The sequence below is a fragment of the Enterococcus sp. S183_ASV_20 genome (genome assembly GCF_018919685.1).
Taxonomy (GTDB): Bacteria; Bacillota; Bacilli; order Lactobacillales; family Enterococcaceae; genus Enterococcus; species Enterococcus faecalis.
In genome coordinates, this window is record NZ_JAHLRI010000037.1 from 1 (window position 1) to 21,113 (window position 21,113).

16 protein-coding genes and 1 pseudogene are annotated in these 21,113 nt (G+C 36.9%); 2 read left to right on the forward strand and 15 right to left on the reverse strand.

Translation table 11 applies throughout. The features are described 5' to 3' along the window. Nucleotides 1-505: 505 nt before the first annotated feature. From KQI94_RS11350 to dnaE, 8 genes are all read right to left on the reverse strand, one after another. A complete protein-coding gene (locus KQI94_RS11350) occupies nt 506-2,014 on the reverse strand; it encodes a HAMP domain-containing histidine kinase (RefSeq protein WP_002363430.1) in 1,509 nt (502 codons plus the stop codon). 10 nt (nt 2,015-2,024) lie between these two features. Then, nucleotides 2,025-2,711, reverse strand: coding sequence for a response regulator transcription factor (locus KQI94_RS11355; RefSeq protein ID WP_002355954.1), 687 nt, complete (start codon nt 2,709-2,711; stop codon nt 2,025-2,027). 157 nt (nt 2,712-2,868) lie between these two features. Beyond that, entirely contained in the window at nt 2,869-4,290 is a 1,422-nt protein-coding gene (gene gndA, locus KQI94_RS11360; protein ID WP_002355953.1) for an NADP-dependent phosphogluconate dehydrogenase, read from the reverse strand. A gap of 204 nt (nt 4,291-4,494) precedes the next feature. Beyond that, complete coding sequence (gene rpmF, locus KQI94_RS11365; protein ID WP_002355952.1) at nt 4,495-4,674, reverse strand: 50S ribosomal protein L32; 180 nt, start codon at nt 4,672-4,674, stop codon at nt 4,495-4,497. A 56-nt stretch (nt 4,675-4,730) separates the two neighbouring features. After that, complete coding sequence (locus KQI94_RS11370) at nt 4,731-5,300, reverse strand: YceD family protein (protein WP_002363429.1); 570 nt, start codon at nt 5,298-5,300, stop codon at nt 4,731-4,733. Nucleotides 5,301-5,672: 372 nt separating this feature from the next. Further along, nucleotides 5,673-7,430 (reverse strand): pyruvate kinase, encoded by a 1,758-nt coding sequence (gene pyk / locus KQI94_RS11375; protein WP_002355949.1) that lies wholly within the window; start codon nt 7,428-7,430, stop codon nt 5,673-5,675. A 64-nt stretch (nt 7,431-7,494) separates the two neighbouring features. Continuing rightward, nucleotides 7,495-8,457 carry a 6-phosphofructokinase gene (pfkA, locus tag KQI94_RS11380; RefSeq protein ID WP_002355947.1) on the reverse strand — a complete coding sequence of 321 codons (963 nt, stop codon included), beginning with the start codon at nt 8,455-8,457 and terminating at the stop codon, nt 7,495-7,497. A 172-nt stretch (nt 8,458-8,629) separates the two neighbouring features. Continuing rightward, nucleotides 8,630-11,959, reverse strand: a complete 3,330-nt coding sequence (gene dnaE / locus KQI94_RS11385; RefSeq protein ID WP_002368271.1) for a DNA polymerase III subunit alpha — start codon at nt 11,957-11,959, stop codon at nt 8,630-8,632. Between the two features lie 117 nt (nt 11,960-12,076). Here dnaE and KQI94_RS11390 point away from each other — a divergent pair, with 117 nt between their 5' ends. After that, nucleotides 12,077-12,262, forward strand: coding sequence for a YjzD family protein (locus KQI94_RS11390; RefSeq protein WP_002368270.1), 186 nt, complete (start codon nt 12,077-12,079; stop codon nt 12,260-12,262). Nucleotides 12,263-12,316: 54 nt separating this feature from the next. Here the strand turns inward: KQI94_RS11390 and KQI94_RS11395 are convergent, their stop codons facing one another. The 3 genes from KQI94_RS11395 to KQI94_RS11405 form a co-directional block, all read right to left on the reverse strand. After that, complete coding sequence (locus tag KQI94_RS11395) at nt 12,317-13,513, reverse strand: multidrug efflux MFS transporter (protein WP_002381323.1); 1,197 nt, start codon at nt 13,511-13,513, stop codon at nt 12,317-12,319. 208 nt (nt 13,514-13,721) lie between these two features. Then, nucleotides 13,722-15,128, reverse strand: coding sequence for an NCS2 family permease (locus tag KQI94_RS11400; protein WP_002355943.1), 1,407 nt, complete (start codon nt 15,126-15,128; stop codon nt 13,722-13,724). Between the two features lie 152 nt (nt 15,129-15,280). Next, nucleotides 15,281-15,856, reverse strand: coding sequence for a DUF1361 domain-containing protein (locus KQI94_RS11405; RefSeq protein WP_002386206.1), 576 nt, complete (start codon nt 15,854-15,856; stop codon nt 15,281-15,283). A gap of 205 nt (nt 15,857-16,061) precedes the next feature. On the opposite strand from KQI94_RS11405, the gene KQI94_RS11410 reads away from it, so the two are divergent. After that, a complete protein-coding gene (locus KQI94_RS11410) occupies nt 16,062-16,865 on the forward strand; it encodes a Cof-type HAD-IIB family hydrolase (protein ID WP_002355941.1) in 804 nt (267 codons plus the stop codon). Between the two features lie 113 nt (nt 16,866-16,978). On the opposite strand, the gene KQI94_RS11415 is transcribed toward KQI94_RS11410, so the two are convergent. From KQI94_RS11415 to KQI94_RS11430, 4 genes and pseudogenes are all read right to left on the reverse strand, one after another. After that, nucleotides 16,979-18,064 carry a hypothetical protein gene (locus tag KQI94_RS11415; protein WP_002390172.1) on the reverse strand — a complete coding sequence of 362 codons (1,086 nt, stop codon included), beginning with the start codon at nt 18,062-18,064 and terminating at the stop codon, nt 16,979-16,981. A gap of 142 nt (nt 18,065-18,206) precedes the next feature. Beyond that, on the reverse strand, nt 18,207-19,817 hold the full coding sequence (aspD, locus tag KQI94_RS11420; protein WP_002368266.1) for an aspartate 4-decarboxylase: 1,611 nt from the start codon (nt 19,815-19,817) through the stop codon (nt 18,207-18,209). Nucleotides 19,818-19,976: 159 nt separating this feature from the next. Continuing rightward, nucleotides 19,977-20,387: a nucleoside-diphosphate kinase gene (gene ndk / locus KQI94_RS11425; protein WP_002381321.1), complete on the reverse strand. Its 411-nt coding sequence runs from the start codon at nt 20,385-20,387 to the stop codon at nt 19,977-19,979. A 109-nt stretch (nt 20,388-20,496) separates the two neighbouring features. Next, nucleotides 20,497-20,877 (reverse strand): annotated as a pseudogene (locus tag KQI94_RS11430) (DUF4767 domain-containing protein); the annotation flags it as partial. Nucleotides 20,878-21,113 lie beyond the last annotated feature (236 nt).

Here is a 21,113-nt window from a genome sequence, read left to right on the forward strand (position 1 = left end):
GGTCTACGTTACCTCGCAGCAACTTTTATATCATAACAAACTTTCGTTTGAATGTCAAGAACTTTTTTAAAAAAGTTCTTTTAAGTTGTTTTGCTCGGTCGTTGCCGTCTGCTGTGACAACTTCTATATCTTATCATTATCTCAGTTGTTTGTCAACAACTTTTTAAAACTTTTTTGTTATTTTATAACAAGTTTTTTTGATCAAATGATTGATTTAAAAGCAATCTCTTTAACGACTTTGTTATTCTAACATGTTATTTATCTTTTCGTCAAGAAAAATTTTTAACTTTTTAAAACTTTTTTCTTAACGAACTGTTTGTCAGAACAGATATTAATATACCAAGGATTTTTCTAAAACGCAACTATTATTTTGCAGAAAAATAACATTTTTTTCAATTTCGAACGATGAATATTTTCTGCAAAGAAAACATTCGTTTCTTTATCTTATAATCCCTTTTCTCTTACTGAAATGTTCGTTAATCATTCGTAAAAAAAGCAACGTACTTTATTGTACGTTGCTCTCTTCTTTTATTCCAGCGATTGGAATAAAAATTCTAAAGATCGTTCCTTGATGCAATACGCTTTCTGCATCAATACGTCCTTTATAGTTTTCGACTAATTGTTTTGCAATCGATAGTCCTAAGCCATTACCGCCTTTATTTCTTGCACGGGCTTTATCTACTCGGTAGAATCGATCAAATATTTTCTCCAAGTCTTCTTCAGTGATTCCTTCACCAAAATCTTGCACAGCTATTTCAAATTCATTCATCGTTCGAGAAATGGAAATATGCACTTCTTTTCGATCTGTTGAATATTTAATCGCATTATCTAATAGAATAATTAGCAATTGTTCAAAGTGATTACGATAGATTTTCAGTTCAACTTCGGTTGGTAAATCGTCATCTAATGTGATATGAAACTCAGGATAAACCAATTGGAAGTTATTAAATACTTGGTAGACTACTTGTTTAGCATCTGTTCGTTCATTTGCATATTGGGTGTCCACTTGTTCAGCGCGTGAAAGGTCAAGCATTTCTTGGACCAAACTCTTCATACGACTAATTTCTTGTAAACTGGCCTTTAATGATTCATCTAAAATTTCAGGATCGTCTTTTCCCCAACGATTTAAAAGGTTTAAATGGCCTTCCATAATCGCAACGGGCGTTCTTAATTCATGGGAAACATCTTCAACAAACTGCTCTTGTTGTTCGATATAGCGTCTCATACGATCTAACATTTCATTAAAGATTTCCGAGATATCTGCTAACTCATCTCTCGTATTAATCTCCGGCATGTGGACATCTGATTGCGGGTCTTTGCGGATTGTATCCATCGTGTCTCTCAATACTTTTAATGGTTTTAAGAAATAAGAAGAGAGGATAAAGCCTAAGACACTACTTACAATCAGAGAAATCACTTCTAAAACTACAAGTGTTAATAATAAATGATTACGAATTTCATAAAAAGAAGAAAGTTCATAAAACGCTTGAATATAGCCAATCTTTTCTCGTGTTTCTTTTGAAAAAATAGGTTCCACGGAATAAAAACCGGTTTTATCAAAAACGGTTCGAACAACAGGTAATTGTCGATCCAATTGTAATAACTTATCATATTCATTTTGTGTTTTAAAAACTAGCTTTTGGTTTGTGTCATACACAGATAAATAAAGTTCTGGTTGTCCTAGTTCAGATATGAAACTGTCCATTTCCATAAACGAACCTTCTACTGCTGTATGCTTATTATAGTAGTTTTCATCTCTTTCACTCGGCGTTTTTAAATAGTCAAAAACGTCTGTTACCGTTAAATTTTCATTGGCATTAGCTAATCGATTTGTTACTTCTGCAATCGTTGCTTCGACATTTTCCTTTTCTTTGGCAACAATAAGACTGACAGAAGACTTATAGGTAATCACCGCAAAAATGGTAAAAACTACAAATATAAAGAAAGAACTTGCGAAAGCCCACTTTATAGTTAAAGATGGGCCTTCCAGTTCTTTTTTAATCGTTCTTTTCATTAATTAGTTCTCACGAACGCATAACGTAGCCAGTTCCACGGACAGTTTGGATGTAGCTCTCTTCTCCAGGTACGTCAATTTTATTTCGCAAGTAGCGGATATATACATCCACAACGTTTGTTTCTACTTCTGTTTCATAGCCCCAAACTTTATTTAGTAACACATCACGTGCCAAGACAACGTTCACGTTTTCCATTAGCGTTAATAGTAATTCGTATTCGCGTTTTGTTAATTCAATCATTTCAGAATTACGACGAACGACACGATTTTCTTTTTCAATTGTTAAGTCACGATATGTAATCGTTGTTTGTTTTGCAACGTTTTTATCGCCCTCAATATCAATACGACGAAGTAACGCACGTAAACGAGCTAACAATTCTTCAATTGCAAATGGTTTAACAATATAATCATCCGCTCCATGGTCTAAGCCAGAAACACGGTCAATTACTGAATCACGCGCAGTCATCATAATAATTGGTGTATTTTTCACTTGGCGAACACGGCGACATACTTCTAATCCATTTAATTCTGGTAACATCAAATCAAGAAGGATAGCATCCCATTCGTTGTTAAGAGCGGCTTCCAATCCTGTACGACCATTGTAGTGTACTTCTGTCGTATACCCCTCATGTTTTAATTCAAGCTCAACGAATCTCGCTAAGTTCTTTTCATCTTCAATAATTAAAATGTTGCTCATTTGATTAATTGTCCTTTCTCTTTAAAAGCTATACTCAAGCTCAACCTTTTTATTCCTTACTACTTATTAGAGAATTACTACTCAATCTGTCTGGTTCTTTTTTAAGCCACAGTAAAAACATGAGCATGGTGAGCCACACTCATGGTCTCCAGCGTGTTTATTCTTCGTTGTACCAGCTGTAATGGTAGATTCCTTCTTTGTCTGTGCGTTCGTACGTATGAGCACCGAAGTAATCACGTTGTGCTTGAATTAAATTCGCTGGTAAGCGATCTGAACGATAAGAATCGTAATAAGCAATTGCAGATGAGAATGTTGGTACAGGAACACCTGCTTGAACAGCAATCGCAACAACTTCACGAACGGCTTGTTGATATTTTTTCGTAATTTCTACGAAGTATTCATCTAACAACAAGTTTTCAAGTGCTGGATTTTTTTCATATGCATCGGTAATTTTTTGTAAGAATTGTGCACGGATAATACAACCTGCTCGCCAGATTTTTGCAATTTCACCAAATGGTAAATCCCATCCGTATTCTTCAGAAGCTGCACGGAGTTGTGCAAAACCTTGCGCATAACTCATTAATTTACTAAAGTATAATGCTTCGCGAATTTTTTCAATCAATTCTTTTTTATCGCCTGCAAAGTTAAAGGCTGCAGGTTTTGATAAAATGCCACTTGCTTTTACGCGTTCTTCTTTGTAAGCCGAAATAAAACGTGCAAATACTGATTCTGTAATTAATGGTAATGGTACGCCAAGATCTAACGCACTTTGGCTTGTCCATTTACCTGTTCCTTTGTTGCCTGCTGCATCAAGAATAACATCAACGATTGGTTGGTCGGTTCCTTCATCATCTTTACGTGTCAAAATGTCAGCCGTGATCTCAATAAGGTAACTGTCTAATTCGCCTTCGTTCCATTCTTTGAAAATCTCTGCCATTTCATCAACAGATAAGCCTAAGATTTGTTTCATTAAATCGTAGGATTCAGCAATTAATTGCATGTCCCCATATTCAATCCCATTATGAACCATTTTTACATAATGTCCAGCACCATTTGGGCCAATGTAAGTCACACATGGTTCACCGTCTTCTGCTTTAGCTGAAATTTTTTCAAGAATTGGCGCAACTAACTCATACGCTTCTTTTTGTCCGCCAGGCATGATAGATGGTCCTTTCAAGGCTCCTTCTTCTCCGCCAGAAACGCCAGTACCAATAAAGTTAATTCCTGAGTTTGCTAGTTCTTCATTACGTCGCATTGTGTCTTTGAAGAACGTATTACCGCCATCAATTAAGATGTCGCCTTTATCAAGGTGTGGTAACAATTCTTGGATTGTCGCATCTGTTGCAGGTCCAGCTTTAACCATCAACATAATTCGACGAGGTTTTTCAATTGCATTCACAAATTCCTCAATTGAGTATGTTGCTTGAAAGTTTTTGTCAGGATGTTCTTCAACCACTTCTGTTGTTTTTGATCCTGTACGGTTATACAGCGCAACTGTATAGCCTCTGCTTTCAATGTTTAAAGCAAGATTTTTTCCCATGACAGCCATGCCGACTACGCCAAATTGTTGTTTTGTCATTTTATGACCTCCTATATTATAATCAACGAAAATTCTATGAGCATTCTCTTATAATCCTCACTATTATAACGCACTATCTTTCATATGAAAACAATATAGTGCCAATAAATTTCCAATTTCTTCATATTTTCTTAAAAAAATACAAATCCCCTAGGCTCCATGGTTAGCCTAGGGGATTCAACATTTCAAAAAATGTTTTTATGCTTATGCTTCTTTAGACATTACGTCTTTTCCATCATAGTGACCACATGCTGGACATACGTGATGGCTTTTTTTCATTTCACCACAGTTTGAGCATGCATTTAAGCCTTTGATTGTTAATTTGTAGTGTGTGCGACGTTTTGCTTTTTTCGCTTTAGAAGTTCTTCTAGCTGGTACTGCCATTGTTGTTCCACCTCCTTGTAAAGATGCGTGTATTTACATACACAATATATTCCAACCTAGCTGTTATCTTCCTCTTCAGCATTATCGCTGAGTAATTCTGATAGTTTAGCCAGACGAGGATCCACTGTTTGTTCTGCTGCTTTCTGCTTACTTTCCAAATATGCTTCTTCTGAAATCACTTCCCAGTCATTGCCACTTGGCATTTCTTGACTGTTTTGTTCTTCTTCTGTAAGCACTTGAATTGGAATGGACAATAGAATGTTGTCTTCGACAGATTCATCTAAATCAATTGTTGGCTTGTCCAATAAAATAATCTCTTCAGCTGCAAATCGTTCATCTCTTGTATCCATTTGTTCTTTTGTCATAAAGACTTCATCGACCGTGATTTGCATTGGCAAAGCCACAGGTTCTAAAGAACGGGATGAAGGAACGGTTACAGTTACCTGAATAGTGTAATGAAGTAAATATTCTGATTTATTGACTGCTAATAAGCCTTCTACTTTGATTGGACTTACATCCAACAAGGTATCATCTCGTTGAAGAAGCTCTTCTTTAAGATGCAATGTTTCTGAAAACACTAGCGGCTCTTCTTTGTATTTATTTAATTCTAACAAAGACCACTTCATAATTATCACTCCTAAGCAACAAAAGCTATTATACAGGGGTATGAAAGCTTTGTCAATGAAATTTTCTTGACAGCCCTTTCTTATTTCCTGTTTTTCTTTCGTTTTTTTTATAATTGTTTTTCTGTTGAAGATAACTTAGCGCTTATTTAATTAAATAACAAAATTTTTGTGTGAAATAACATAAATAATTTAAAACTCAGACATAATTTTACTATTTGCGCCCAACTCTTTATTTACTGAATACGTGTTTCTGAACATTTCATACTACTGTCTTCCTTGTAAAAAAAGCTGAGACAAACTGACGAATCGGTTTGTCCCAGCTTTGCGTCCGAGTACATATTGCTTAAAATCAAATGATTGAATTAATTAGATTTAGATAGCTGTTGTTGCTCCGCGGTAAACAATACCACGACGAGGATCAACAGTAATCACTTCGTCATTATTAATTAATGATGTTGCATCTGCAGCACCTACGATAACTGGAATATTTTGCGCAATCGCTACAACAGCTGCATGAGAAGTTAAACCACCTTCTTCAACAACTAATGCTGATGCTTTTTCAATTGCAGGCATGTATTCTTTATCTGTTGTTTTTGTAACTAAAATAGCCCCTTCAGTCGCTTTAGCAACTGCTTCTTCAGCAGTTCCTGCAACAACGGCTTTTGCAATAATTGCTTCTTCGCCGACACCTTGACCTTGAACTAATTTAGAACCGATCATTTGAATTTTCATTAAGTTTGTTGTGCCTTTTTCGCCAACTGGAACACCAGCAGTGATAATGATTAAATCACCTTCTGAAGCATAACCTTCTTCTTGTGATACTTTTGAAGCTAAATTAAACATTTCATCTGTGCTTGATGGTTTGTCAGCAACTGTTGCGTAAACACCCCATGATAATGATAAGCTACGTGCTTTTTGTTCTGAGAACGTAATTGCAACGATATGTGCTTTTGGACGGTATTTAGAGATCATACGTGCTGTATGGCCTGATTCTGTTGCCGCAACGATTGTTTGGATACCCAAGTTACGTGCTGTATGGCCAACAGATTGTCCGATTGCTTCAGTCATATCTGTTTTGCTATATAATTTCAATGCGAATGAATCTTGGTTAACTAATGTTTCTTCTGTACGAACTGCAATACGAGCCATTGTTTGAACAGCTTCTAATGGGTAATCCCCTGCTGCAGTTTCGCCTGATAACATTACTGCATCTGTTCCATCGTAGATTGCGTTTGCTACGTCATTTGCTTCCGCACGTGTTGGACGTGGGTTACGTTGCATTGAATCTAACATTTGTGTTGCAGTGATAACTGGTTTACCTAAAGCATTACATTTTTTAATTAAAGCTTTTTGGACAACTGGAACATCTTCTGTTGGAATTTCAACACCCATGTCACCACGAGCAACCATTAAACCATCAGAAACTTTTAAGATTTCATCGATATTATCGATACCTTCTTGGTTTTCGATTTTAGGAATGATTTGGATGTGTGTTGCGTTTTCTTCTTCTAAAATTTTAGTGATTTCTAAAACGTCAGAAGCACGACGAACGAAGCTAGCTGCGATAAAGTCAATTCCTTGACCAATTCCGAAACGGATATCGTTAGCATCTTTTTCAGTGATCCCTGGTAAGTTTACAGAAACGCCTGGTACGTTAACGCCTTTTTTGTTTTTCAAGACGCCTTCGTTTTTAACAACTGTTACGATTTCGTTTGCATCACGGTCGATATCAGTTACTTCTAAATCGATTAAACCATCATCTAAAAGAATGTGTGAACCTACGTTTACATCATTGATTAATTCTGGATAAGTGATTGAGAATTTTTCATTTGTTCCTAAAACTTCTGTCATAGAAATACGTACTGAATCACCAATTTTCATTGTGATTGCGCCATTTTCCATGTCATTTGTGCGGATTTCAGGACCTTTTGTATCTAGTAAGATCGCTACGCGTTTCCCTGTAATTTTTACAGCTTCACGAATGTTTTTAATACGAGCACCATGCTCTTCGTAGTCACCATGTGAAAAGTTCAAACGGCAAACATTCATACCTGCATTAATTAAGTTTACTAGCATATCAACGGATTCACTAGCTGGTCCAATCGTACATACGATTTTCGTTTTTTTCATTACTAAAACGCTCCTATTCCAAATTTGTTTATACAAAGCTAATAAGATTAGCTAATATACAAGATTAAAAAGAAATTTCATGATTTAACTCATAAAGAGATAAATCTGGTTTGTGTTTATTGTTTTCTAACGTGTCAATAATATCAGCTGCAACTACTTGGTTATCTAACATACCGATACATAAACCGCCTTTGCCTTCTTTTAGAAGTTCAACAGCATATGACCCAAATTTACTTGCTAATACACGGTCACGAGCACTTGGCGAGCCCCCACGAACCACGTGTCCTAAAATTGATACACGCGTATGGAAATCACCGTATTCAGAAAGTTTATCAGCAAATTCATTTCCGCCCATTACGCCTTCTGCTAAAATGATTAAGCAATGTTTTTTCCCGCGGTCACGGCCTTCTTGAATACGTTTGGCAACGTTTTTCATATCAAAATCATGTTCAGGAATAATGATTTCATCTGCTCCGCCTGCCACGCCTGACCACAATGCGATATCACCAGCGTTACGTCCCATTACTTCGATAACGAATGTACGAACATGAGAAGTTGCTGTATCACGAATTCGGTCAATTGATTCCAAAACAGTGTTAATCGCTGTATCAAAACCGATTGTGAAATCTGTTCCAGGAATATCATTATCAATCGTTCCAGGAATTCCAACAGCCGGGAAACCACGTTTTGTCAAAGCCATTGCGCCATGATAAGAACCGTCTCCACCAATAACAACTAAGCCTTCAATACCGAATTTTTTCAATTGTTCGATTCCTTTTAATTGCCCTTCTTCAGTAGCAAATTCAGGATAACGAGCAGAATACAAGAATGTTCCACCACGTTGAATCTTATCGCCAACGTCAGCAACATCTAAACGACGGATGTCGCCTGCGACTAAACCGGCAAATCCATAGTTAATACCGTAAACTTCGATTCCATCAAAAATACTTTTGCGTACGACTGCACGAATTGCAGCGTTCATTCCAGGGGCATCTCCCCCGCTGGTTAAAATACCAATGCGTTTCATTCGCTATTTCACCTCATATAATATACTTTCAACTGCCAAAAGAAACCTTTTCGCAAAAATTGATATACAAAAATATTACGTCATTCATTTTACCATTAAAGAACCAAAATGTCTTGAGTTAAGAAGAAAAAAATGAAAAAAGTTGAAAACAACTAGTATTTTTTACCGTAAATCATTTGAAAATGACGTTTTGCTCGCCTAAAACGTAAGCTAATTGTTGCTGACTAGCGCTTGTATGAGCGACCCAATTTTCTTCATTTAATACTATTTTCTTTCCTGTTTTTTCAAAATAGACAATCACTGGAATGTGTCCAGCATGACGACTAAGTACCTCTTTCATTTTCTGAAAAACGTCCGTTTGTTCGACATCTTTTGTAATTCTGATAAAACACGTTTCGTCACTAATTGATGTTTCTACTTGTTGCGCTTTTTCTATTCGTTGAACCAATATTTGCAATTCTTGATTGTACGTACTGCGTTCCACTTTTCCTTCCACATAATAAACTTGCCCTTTCTCGACACTCTGTCTTAACTGGCGAAAAACAGTTGGGAACAACGTTAGTGAAATACTTCCTGTTGTATCATCCCCATCAACAAAGGCCATTTGTTCTCCCTTTTTGGTCCGAATCGTCCGAATGTTTTTGACATAAATCAATAATTTCGTGGGCTGATTTTCAACAAGTTCATGAACAAGTTGCGTTTGCTTGGCTAAGCGTGTTTTTTTGAACTCTTCTGTCGGATGTCCTGATAAATAGACCCCTAAATATTGTTCTTCTTGTTCTAGTCGCTCTTCTAGCGGATAATCGGCAATTTCTTCTTCCTTTGGCTTCAATGTTTCTAACAAATCCATACTACCACCGCTGAGAAGAATACTTTGGATATTACTCTCTAAACCTACTGCTAATTGACGGCGATTAGGCGCAATTTCGTCAAATGCACCGATGGCAATCAATGGTTCGATATTTTCAACTTTCAACCACTTACGGTCAATTCGCAAAAGAAACTCATCGAACGTTTTGTACGGTCCGTTTTCTCGGCGTTCATTTAAAATATTTTGAATGAAGTCTCGGCGGATTCCTTTTAAAGAACTAAAACCAAATAAAATTTGCTGTTGCTGATTTAGGTAAAAGCTGTAGTGACTTTGGTTAATTGACGGCTGCAAAATCGTCTGCTTGTTTTTTCTAGCTTCGCCAATATATTCTTTAATTTTTGTTGGATTATGACGAACAGAGTGCAACAATGCGACATAAAAAGCACTTGGATAATGAACCTTCAAGTAAGCCATTTGAAAACCAATAAAGGAATAGGCAAATGCATGCGAGCGGTTAAAGCCATAATTAGCAAAGCGCTCAATATAATCGTACACTTGGTTAGCTGTTTCTTGGGGATAGCCTTGTTGTAACGCACCATTAACAAAATGATTCCGTTCTTCATCTAGCACATCTTTTTTCTTTTTACTAATGGCCCGACGTAAAATGTCAGCTTGCCCTAAAGAGAAGCCTGCCATTTTCGCAGCAACTTGCATAATCTGCTCTTGGTAAACAATAATTCCGTACGTATTTTCTAAAATGGGGGCGAGACTAGGCTCTGGATAACTAATTTGTTCCAAGCCTTTTTTCCGGCGGATGAAAACATCAATATTTTGCATCGGACCAGGACGATACAAGGCATTGACAGCAGCAATATCTTCAATGCTAGTTGGCCCTAATTTTCTTAATACATTCCGAATTCCAGCAGATTCAAACTGGAAAACACCACTTGTTTCCCCTTTTCTAAATAAAGCCAGCGTTGTTTCGTCATCTAATGGAATCTGATTTAAACGAATGGTTTGATTATAGACGCGTTTAACAGCTGTGAGGGTATCATCAATGATGGATAAATTTCTTAAGCCCAAGAAATCCATTTTCAGAAGACCAATTTTTTCAACATCATTCATAGTAAATTGGGTCAATAAAATTTCATTCGATCCTGGTTGTAACGGAACCAAATTCAAAAGATTTTCATCACTAATTACCACACCTGCTGCGTGCGTAGAAACATGACGAGGCAATCCTTCTAGCTGAACAGCTGTTTTATAGAGCAATTGATTATTTGGTGAAAAATTGACCAATTCTTGCATCCGTTTTGACTCTTGGTATGCTTCTTCTAACGTAATTTTTAGCTTGTTAGGAACAGCTGCCGACCAACGATTCGCTTCACTCTGGGACAACCCGAAAACACGTGCAACGTCCCGTAAAACCATTTTCGCAGCCATCGTACCAAACGTGGCAATTTGCGCCATATGATAATGACCATATTTTTGACTGACATAAGCTAAAACTTCCTCCCGCCGATTATCAGGAATATCTAAATCAATATCGGGCATCGTGTAGCGTTCTGGATTCAAAAAACGTTCAAAAAGCAAATCATATTTGATTGGATCTACATCTGTAATTGATAACACATAGGACACTAAAGAGCCTGCAGCTGAACCTCGGCCAGCGCCTGTAACAATTTGATTGTTATGACAGAAGTCCATCACATCCCAAACGATTAAAAAGTAATCATCAAAGCCCATATTGTGAATGATGGTTAACTCTTTTTCTAATCGTTTTTGGTAAACTTCATTTAGATGAGGCACTCTTTCTGGTAATTTTTCTAAACACAATGAGCGTAAATAAGAACCAGCCGTTTGATTATCAGGCACAGGAAAATGCGGTAATAATTTTTGATGTAAAGGAATGTCAACTCGGCAATTTTCAGCTAGCTGAATCGTATTCTGGACCACTTCTGAACCAGCTATTTGAAGCATTTGTTCCATCGTCGTCTCTGCTTCGCGCAAGTAATCCAGACCTTCTATTTCCGGTGTTTGGCTTGTAATATTCAATTGATTATTTTCTTTGATGCTCTCAAGAACAGTAACGGCAAAGCCTTCTTCCCTTGTTAAATGACGTACCTCTTGCAAAGCCACGCCAGGTAATTGTTCTCGTTGGTAAAAAGAAAAGAGCGCTGGATTGCGTTGTTGATTCATTGAAAAAGAATGTTCAACAAATAACGACTGGGGATCAAAATATGAAGCAAGTTGTTGGAAAGCGTGAACCGCTTGTTGTTCATCTTCAAAAAATGTTTGGGCGACTTCTCCTTTAGCTGACAAAGTCACGGCAAATAAATCACTTAATAAGGATTGATGTTCCGCTAAGTAAAAGGGACCCTCTGTTGTCATTTTGCTGCTAGATAGTTGCATTAATTGCTGATAACCTTTTAAATTTTTAGCAAATAAAAGCAACTCGGAATGCCCTTCTTTTTCTGCTGGGGTATATTCTAATCTTAAACCGATAATTGGTTGAATTCCCGCTTCTTGGCATGCTTCATAAAATTCAACCGCCCCATGCAAGACATTGATATCGGTAATCGCTAATGTTTGATAACCTAACGCTTTCGCTTGTTTTACATAGGAACGAATCCTAACCGTACTAGATAAAAGCGAATAGGAAGTAACGGTATGTAATTGTGGAAATGACATTGGACAGCTCCTTTTTGAATCCTTGCTATTTTTTGCCTCTTCTCTTATTTTCCTATCGCGGATTCTTTACTTTTAAAGAAAATATGCTAAACTAAGAGCTAGAAAAGAGGTGCTCATATGCGTTATCTTGTTGTATTTTTCTGGACCTTCGCATTAGGCCAAGTCGTTGGATATATCGGCGGTGCATTATCTGGTGGTTCATACGACTTTAAAATGACAACGATTCTATCGTTGGCAACAGCCGTTATTGTTTTATTAATTGCACACTTTGCAGTACCGAAAGAAACCAAACCTGTTAAATAAGAAAAAACCAGTTACTAAAGTTATTGTAACTGGTTTTTTTATCTTTTCAACTGTTTAGAGCTTTTTATTTAAAACTTTTCGGAAATTAAAGAAGGACAACCCAATGTTTCCTAAAACGAAACAAGCGGTTACCAGAAAAACAGAAGAATAGCCAAAACCATGGGCAACTGTTGACCCTACCATCGGTCCTAAAACTTGACCGAAATTACTACACATCTGATTGTAACTATAAACTCTACTTACGCCCTCCGTTGGCGTTATTTTACTAATTAACGTATTAATTGATGGCATTAATGCGCCTGTTGAAAAACCTAAAAGGAATCGTAAAACACCTAACTGAAAAGGTGTTTGCACAAACGCCATGGGAATGTAACAAATAAAAGAAAGAATTAATCCGCCTAATAAAACTTTTTGGTTCCCAATGCGGTCCCCAATTTTTCCCAAAGTTGGAGAAGAAATAATTGCTGAAACGCCGGCAATCGAAACAATCAAACCACTAACAAATAATACATTCTCTGTATCGCCACTTAAAGATCGAATATATAGCGTTAAGATTGGGCTGATACTTGTAATTCCTAATTGTAAAATTAACGTAGTCACAAACAAACCAATCAATACTGAAACATGATCCATCTTACTAAAAATTTCTTTAGTCGTTAATAAATCCTTTTTCTCAACTGGTTGAAAATCTTCTTTAACTAAAAAGATAGTCAACAACGTTGTAATGAATAAAATAACGCCGGTAATAATAAAGACATTTTCCATTCCAAACCACTGTGCCAACGCACCGCCAATCGATGGCGCAATTAACGTCCCAGCAATTGCACCTGTTGATAATGTCCCTAGAGCCCAGCCATTTTTCTCTTTTGGCGCCTGCGATGCAATCATCGCTGTTGCGTTAGGAATATAGCCGGATAAAATCCCGTTCATAAAACGCATAATCAACAGCCAGTATACATTAGGGACAAATGCTAACGCCCCCATTGTGATCGTCATTCCTGCTGCAGCCCGAATCATCATAATTTTCCGACCTTTTCGATCAGCTAAATTTCCCCAAATCGGTGCAACAATCGCAGCAGCAAACGCCGTGACAGAAATTGCCAATCCAGAAAACAACTCTACTTGACTCTTAGGCGTCCCTAATTGTTCAACATATACTGGAATAAACGGCATAACTAAGCTAATACTCGCCCCTGTAAAAAAGCAACCAATCCATGCGACTAATAAATTCTGCTTCCATTTTATTTTCATACTTTTATCCACCTTATCACCTCTTCACCTACCACTATACTCTAAAAGAGTGAATCTCTCAAAAGAAAATTCTTTTAAAAGAAGTCTGGCAGACCGGTCAAAACGACCAATCTGCCAGACTTCTTAACACTTGGGCTTAAGATAAATAGCTGAACAAATGCAACACCTTCGAAGCTAACCGCTGTTATCTCAGCCTCACTTCTGTTTACTATAAAATAGCTAAGATTACAAAGTTTAAGATAAACAACGCATCAATGACCCAAATAATTGGTGAAACTTCTTTGGCTTTTCCTTTGACTACTTTCACCACTGCATAAAAGATGAACCCAGCAGCAATCCCATAAGAGATGCTATAACATAATCCCATGAAAATTGAAGCAAAAAATGCTGGAATCGCATCTTCTAAATCCGTCCAATTGATGTCTTTGAAAGAAGCTAACATCATAATTCCCACTAAAATTAACGCTGGAGCCGTAGCTTGTGCTGGCACAATAGCAATAAGTGGTGAAAAAAGACTACTTAGGGCAAATAGAATTGCTACCACTACCGATGTCAAACCTGTTCGACCACCCGCACCGATTCCTGCTGCACTTTCTACATAAGTTGTCGTATTCGATGTACCAAAAATCGCACCGATAGATGTTGCAATAGCATCTGCAAATAGAGCTTTGTCCATTTTAGTGCTGAAACCCTTACTATCTTCTAAAGCTAATTCATCTTCTTTAGAGAAAATCCCTGTTCGACGTCCCGTACCGATAAATGTTCCAATTGTATCAAACGTATCTGATAAACTGAAGGCAATAATGGTCATTAAAACTTGAGGAATTTTTGAAGAATCGCTAAACAATGACTGTAAGCCCTCAGCACCAAAAGCAGCGCCAAATGTTGTACCTAATTCTTTAAATGAATTGCCCAACGAATTAGCATGCCAATCAACCGAAGCAGTGTCTACCACCCCCATTGGAATTGCGACTAACGTAGTAACCACAATGCCAATTAAAATAGCCCCACGAACATTCGTGACAACTAAAATCGTTGTTAAAACTAACCCAATTACCGCCAAAATAATGGCTGGATTATCAAAATTTCCTAAAGCGGGCACGATACTCGAACCATTCACAACACCATTTTGAGGTTCTGCTTGTACTGTGAAACTTAGTAAGCCAGCATTTTTCAACCCTACATAAGCGACAAAAATTCCAATCCCACCACCAATAGCATGTTGTAAACTCTCTGGAATTGCTTTAATAATCATTTTGCGAATTTTTGTCACTGTAATCAAAATATTAATCAAACCACAAATAAAAACCATTGCTAATGCTTGTTGCCATGTATACCCCATCCCAAAAACGACCGTAAACGTGAAGAAAGCATTGAGTCCCATCCCCGGTGCTTGAGCGTAAGGTACATTAGCAAACAGCCCCATAATTAATGTACCGATGATTGAAGCAATAATGGTCGCTAAAAAAACAGCCTGAAAAGGCATCCCTGTTTCTGAAAGAATGGACGGATTAACAAATAAAATATAACTCATTGCAAAAAAGGTCGTAACCCCTGCCATTATTTCAGTTGATACCGTTGTCTTGTTTTCCTTTAATTTGAAAAACGTATTCATAATTGCACTTCTCTCCCTTAAAATCCATGTTTTCGAATAATTACTCTTTGATTATAAGAGAATCGCTATCTTTTTACAACAAAATATTAACTATTATATATATTTTTCTATATAATGTTCGTGTTTTGTAGATATAAAAAAAAGAAAAAGCTTTACATTGCTTCTTCTTTTCCTAATAATTGGATTAGCCCAAACAACAGCATCTGTAGAAACATCATTAATAAAATAAACATTAATTTTTGAAGGGACCAGTCAAAAAAGATAATTTTCACTGTTTCAATTGGACTCATAAAAAGATAGACACTGTGTAATCGATCAAAACGTCCAACATAAATCGCCAAAGCAGACAAGAAATGAAGGCTGGCTTGAAAGACTACAATTGTTCTATAGTCACAATAACTTTGCAATTTCTGACTAACAGTTGTTACTGTTTTCATCCCTAAAAGTCCATATATAACAATCCCACTAGTTAAGCAAACAAACGCCCACCAATCACCAATTTGGTTTGCAAAAATCGTATTAAAGCCTCGATAAATAGATAGCGTTTCTAAATGAAAAAAATCCGTAAATAGGTACGGCGCATTAGGATAAAAAATTAACCAAGCAAAACCTATCAACCAATCCCTTTTACGTTTTTCTGCGTTTAAAAGATAACTAAGTTCAATTGGAATATAGGCTAACAACACGTTCAACGCCATAAAATGAAAATGCGTAGCAAATAACCACATATAGATACAATAGATTAAGGTGATCACTCGTAAATAATTTCTAGAATTTTTCAAGATGCTCTGCGCTCCTTTTTCAAACGGTTTATTTTAGTGTAGCATACTTCTTAAGCTTTTTTTTAAACCTTATAAATGAACATGCTTCTCCCCTTGATAATCTTCGGTTTTATGCTAGACTGAGTAAAAGGCATTTAGGAGGAATTTTTACTTGAAAAAATTAATTGCTATTGATTTAGACGGCACAACATTAAATGCACAGTCTTTAATCAGTCCAAAAACCGAACAAACACTAAAAAAAGCGATTGACAACGGTCATTACGTCAGTATTGCCACTGGACGTCCCTATAGAATGAGTCATCAATTTTACCAACAACTTGGCCTAACGACCCCTATGGTTAACTTTAACGGTGCTTTAGTCCACATTCCAGAGAAAAAATGGGACTTGGAAAGCGAAGCCAATATTGAGCGTGACCTAGTCTTTGACATTTTGGCACAGAAAAAAGAATTACAATTAGATTTTGTTGCTGCTGAAAACAAAGAAACATTTTATATCGATACGTTAGATGGGTTCGATCCGAAATTTTTTGCTTCCAAAGCAACCTTAGATAATTTACTTACTGCTAAAAATTTACGAACAAATCCTACCTCAATGATGGTTCGGACCACACCAAACCAAGCTGAAAAAGTTGCTGATACATTGACAAAACAATATGGTGATTATATTGATGTCCGCACTTGGGGCGGTCCAATGCCTATTTTAGAAATGGTCGCAAAAGGAATTCAAAAGGCCCATGGCGTTGATCAAGTGGCGAACTTTTTATCTGTCAAACCAGCTGATATCATTGCTTTTGGCGATGAACATAATGACGAAGAAATGTTAAGTTATGCTGGTTGGGGTGTTGCTATGAACAATGCCACGGATAAAATTAAATCCGTAGCCAACGATGTCACTGAAAAAACAAATGATCAAGATGGTTTAGCAGATTACTTAGAAAATTATTTAGATCTATAAAAGGCTAAAATAAAAGTATTTCTTTAAAAAGAACTCACTTTGGTTTAGCTGATAATCTTAAGATTACGAAAGTGGGGCATAAGTCGAAACGACTTATGCCTCACTTCCGTTTTTTATTCCTTCAATGAATTTTGAAACGTGCTGATTTTTTCAGCCAATCTTTGATAAGTCATAAAAGACGGATGCTGTAGCTCTTGTTCTTCGTTAACGGATAAAGTTTGTTGTGTCGTAATGGCCTTTGTTAGTGCATCTACAAAATGAATAAAAGAATTGTTGGTTTGTTTATTATATCCTGGTGAATAATATTTCGATTGACGATAAAAAGGCCGCAGGGCTGTTTCTGTGATTTTTTCCTGTTCATCTGAAAAGTATTCATCATAGCTGACATGTTTTATTTTCTGCTCTTCTGTTATCACTTGAAGTCGAGCGATTAGGCCATTGCCTAAATCTTCTGCGTAACCGATATACGTTTCTTTCGATGGCTCTTTTAGCCAAGTGTCCATCTCTGCTGCTAAAGGCATTAAACCTTCACGCGCAGAAGTTGATGAACCGCGTACCGTATAAAAATTACCTGTGACACGATTTTCGTCACGCATTTGTTTTTCTACATAAGTAATACCATTAACAACGGTGACTAACGTATCGTCTGTGCGCGTGTTGCTTGCTTGAAATTCAGGATAATCCGACAGGCGTTTGTTGACACCCGAATAGCGTGTATCATAATAAGGATCACTAGCAAACTCTGTAAACTCAACATTCAGAATCCTTTGCGTTTCAGGTTCCGTAATAATCTCTACAATGCCGTAATTTCCGCCAGTAAATACACCTTCATTTTTATAATAGTTACCCGTCATTAATCCCAAAGGCGGTTGATTGGACCAAAACATTTTTTTCTTTTTTTCTTCTGGTGTATATTTTGCTGGTGGGGTTGTCCCAAATGTCGTTTGTGTGGCCCCTGTAACCACTTCGTAAGTGTATTCATGAGAATCAAAAGTCAATTGATTAGCAATCAGTTCGTCATTTTTAGTCGGCGCTTGTTTTTCCACCGCAGAAGTCGTTTGATTGGTGACGGTAACTTGCTTCACTTGCTTTGTCTCTTGCGGTCCACTTGTTGTTTGTTTCGTTGACTCTTGATCTGGCGCACAACCAACCAAAATAAATAATCCGATAAAAACCAACATTCCTTTAATATGTTTCATTCACTTCTCTCCTTTTTATAAACGCTTAATTTCCTCTTATCTCCAGTGTAGCAAACATTTATAAACCAAAACTGACGGAAAAATGAATAAATAATAAACAAAAACGCTAAGCCTCTTGCAGCTTAAGAGACTTAGCGTTTTTTTATTTAATTGCTTGGCGCTTTTGGCGCAACCACTCTTCTTTAATGTGTTCAGATAGGCGAATCATTCGTTTACCAACTTCACTATATTGGTTAGTAGCTAAATTGGCTAAAGAAATTCGAACTGACCATTTGTCACTCCCGAAAGCATCCGCTTTTAAAAGCATTAATTTTTCTTTTTCTGCTAAAGAGGTTAATACTTTTGTGATCGTCCACGATTTCGTTAAATAACTTGAAAATTCTGGGCCATAACGTTTTTCTGTCCAATCTCTAAAGTTAATTTCACAATAGTATGCTGTATTTAAACTTGCTAAAGGCTCTTCAATGCCTAAGGTGCGGAACAAGAGCTTTTCACGCGTATGACAAATATCCATCACTTCGTCTTTATATGCTTGACCGTCTTTTAACAAAGCATACAAACTAAATAAAGCCATCATCGCTTGCTGAATAGAAGAAAGTCCCGCTGCATGGTTCAACGCAATATCGCGGCTGTCTGCGACTAAGCGGCTGATAAAGTTAATTTGGCTTGTGTCTGCATTCAATGTAGCATAACGTGCCTGTAATTCCATTTTTCGAGCCACTGGCAATTCTTTTAATAATTGATCAAAGATGTTCTCTTGGCTAACCGCAATAGTCCCCACACGCCAACCAGTAGCGCCAAAGTATTTAGAATAAGAATAGATACAGGTTGTATTGTAAGGTAACTCCGTAAATAGTGAACGAAAAGCTGGCACAAAGGTTCCGTAAACGTCATCTGTTAAAATCATTAACTTAGGGTTATCCACTGCAACGATTTGTTTGATTTGTTCAATGGTAGGTTTTCCCATAGCATTGGCAGTTGGATTGCTGGGATTTACGACAAAAACCGCTTTGATGGACGGGTCTTTTAGTTTATCAATTTCCTTGTTTGAGTATTGATACGTCGTTTTTCCATCAATGATCATTTGCTCTGCTTTGATTTTAACCACGTCAAAATCATAACGTGGTAGTTCTGGAATTTCTAGATAAGGAGCAAACGTTGGTAATAACAACGCAATACGATCACCTTTTTCTAGTAAATAATTATTTGCCAACGTATCAAACAAGTAACAAATCCCTGCTGTACCACCTTCAACGGCAAAAATATCAAACGGTTGTGCTTCGCTGGAAAATAATTCTTGATTTAAATATGCTTTAATCGGTTGTTCACACGCCTTCAAGCAACGAACAGGATTCGGATAATTATCCCCAATCACATAGTCTAACATGGCATCTAACCACATTTCCTTATCCATCCCAAAATAGTTATGCTCTGCTGTCCAAATTTCTTGTAAGAAAGTTGCCCCTTTGCTAGGATTTTCTGCTAAAAAGTTTAAGAAGCGTTGCGTTCTACCAAAACTTGGCTGAATCATACCAGCCGTTTGTTCGCTCCCCTCTCTTAACGTTTCTTTTGTAGCAAATTGACCTAATAAAAAAAAGGCTTCCCTTGGTGTTGGCGCCGTCCAATTAGGATTGCCTCGCCCTGCATTTAGCAATGTTTCTAAATTATGATTTTCTTCATGTAATTTCTTCTCTAAAAATAGACTTAATTCAAACGGACTAAGGTTTTCTGTCAATTCATCACTTGTTATCATTTTATCCTCCTGAAGCACACGCAGTCATTTAGTATTTAGTATGTAGTCTATACTACTCTTCTACCTCCAGATGTCAACCATTTAAGCGGAATATTCTGACAATTAATAAAAAAGAAGCAATCCTTTATAAAAAATAAAGGATTGCTTCTTTTTCGCTGATTAACCAAAGAACCGTTGCATCTCAATTTTTGCTGATTGAACAGAATCAGAAGCATGGATTAAATTTTTGGTGACAGACAACCCATAATCCGCTCGTAAGGTGCCACTTTCAGCATCTAACGGATTCGTTGCTCCAACTAATTTACGCACTTTTTTAACCACATTGTCCCCTACAACGACCATCACAACCACTGGGCCACTTGTCATATAGGCTAATAATTCAGGGAAAAATAGTTCATCTTTTAAATGCTCATAGTGTTCCTTCACTGTTTCTACTGTTAGTCGTTCGAATTTAAGGTGCAATAAGTCAATACCTTTATCTTCAAAACGTTGAATGATTTTGCCAACTAACTTCCGTTCAACGCCATCTGGCTTAATAATTACTAAACTTGTTTCCTTCATTTTTTCCATCCCTTTCAAAACTTCCTTTTGCCCTTTCCCAAGGGGTAGCTACAGAATAAAATGAAAGCGGATACTTTGTCAATGATAAATTTTCTTTTCCTTTTGATTAAATAAAAAATTAAAGATTATTCACAAGGTTTGTGAATTGTTCTTTCAGTTCTGTATTGCTTGTTTCTTTTAAAAACAAATAAGGTTGCTCTTCTACTGGCTGTTCTTTACTCACATAGACTTTGGCTTCACCATTCACTAAAGTAAATAAATAGACATGCTTCTGGGCAACTTGTGTCGCACTGTCAGAGTATACTGCCACCAGACAATAACCCCCTTCGCTGCCTGTTTCTGACCAATTTAACCAAATGGGATTGTTCCCAATAGCTGGTTGTATTTTAGGTTCATAACTCAATAAATCATCAGGCACTTGAATCGTGTAAAAAGCTACAGAGTGACCTGGTTGGTACGCTTGATAGTTCTGATTGCGTTCTTGACCCCAGGTTTCCATGCAATGTCATTAAGTTAAGGAAAAAATAAAGCAGGAAAACAATTAAGTCTTCCTGCTTTATTTTTTCTATGTAAAAGGACACTCTCTTGATACAATTATTTTAACAATAATAAAACGTCATAGCGTTACGTATTCTGGAGGTGTCCTTATGTCTAATACTATCAAAATTCCATCCACACTTCAAGCAGCTCATAAAATCAAACAAAATTTAGAAGATCACCTTCGCTGTATTACAA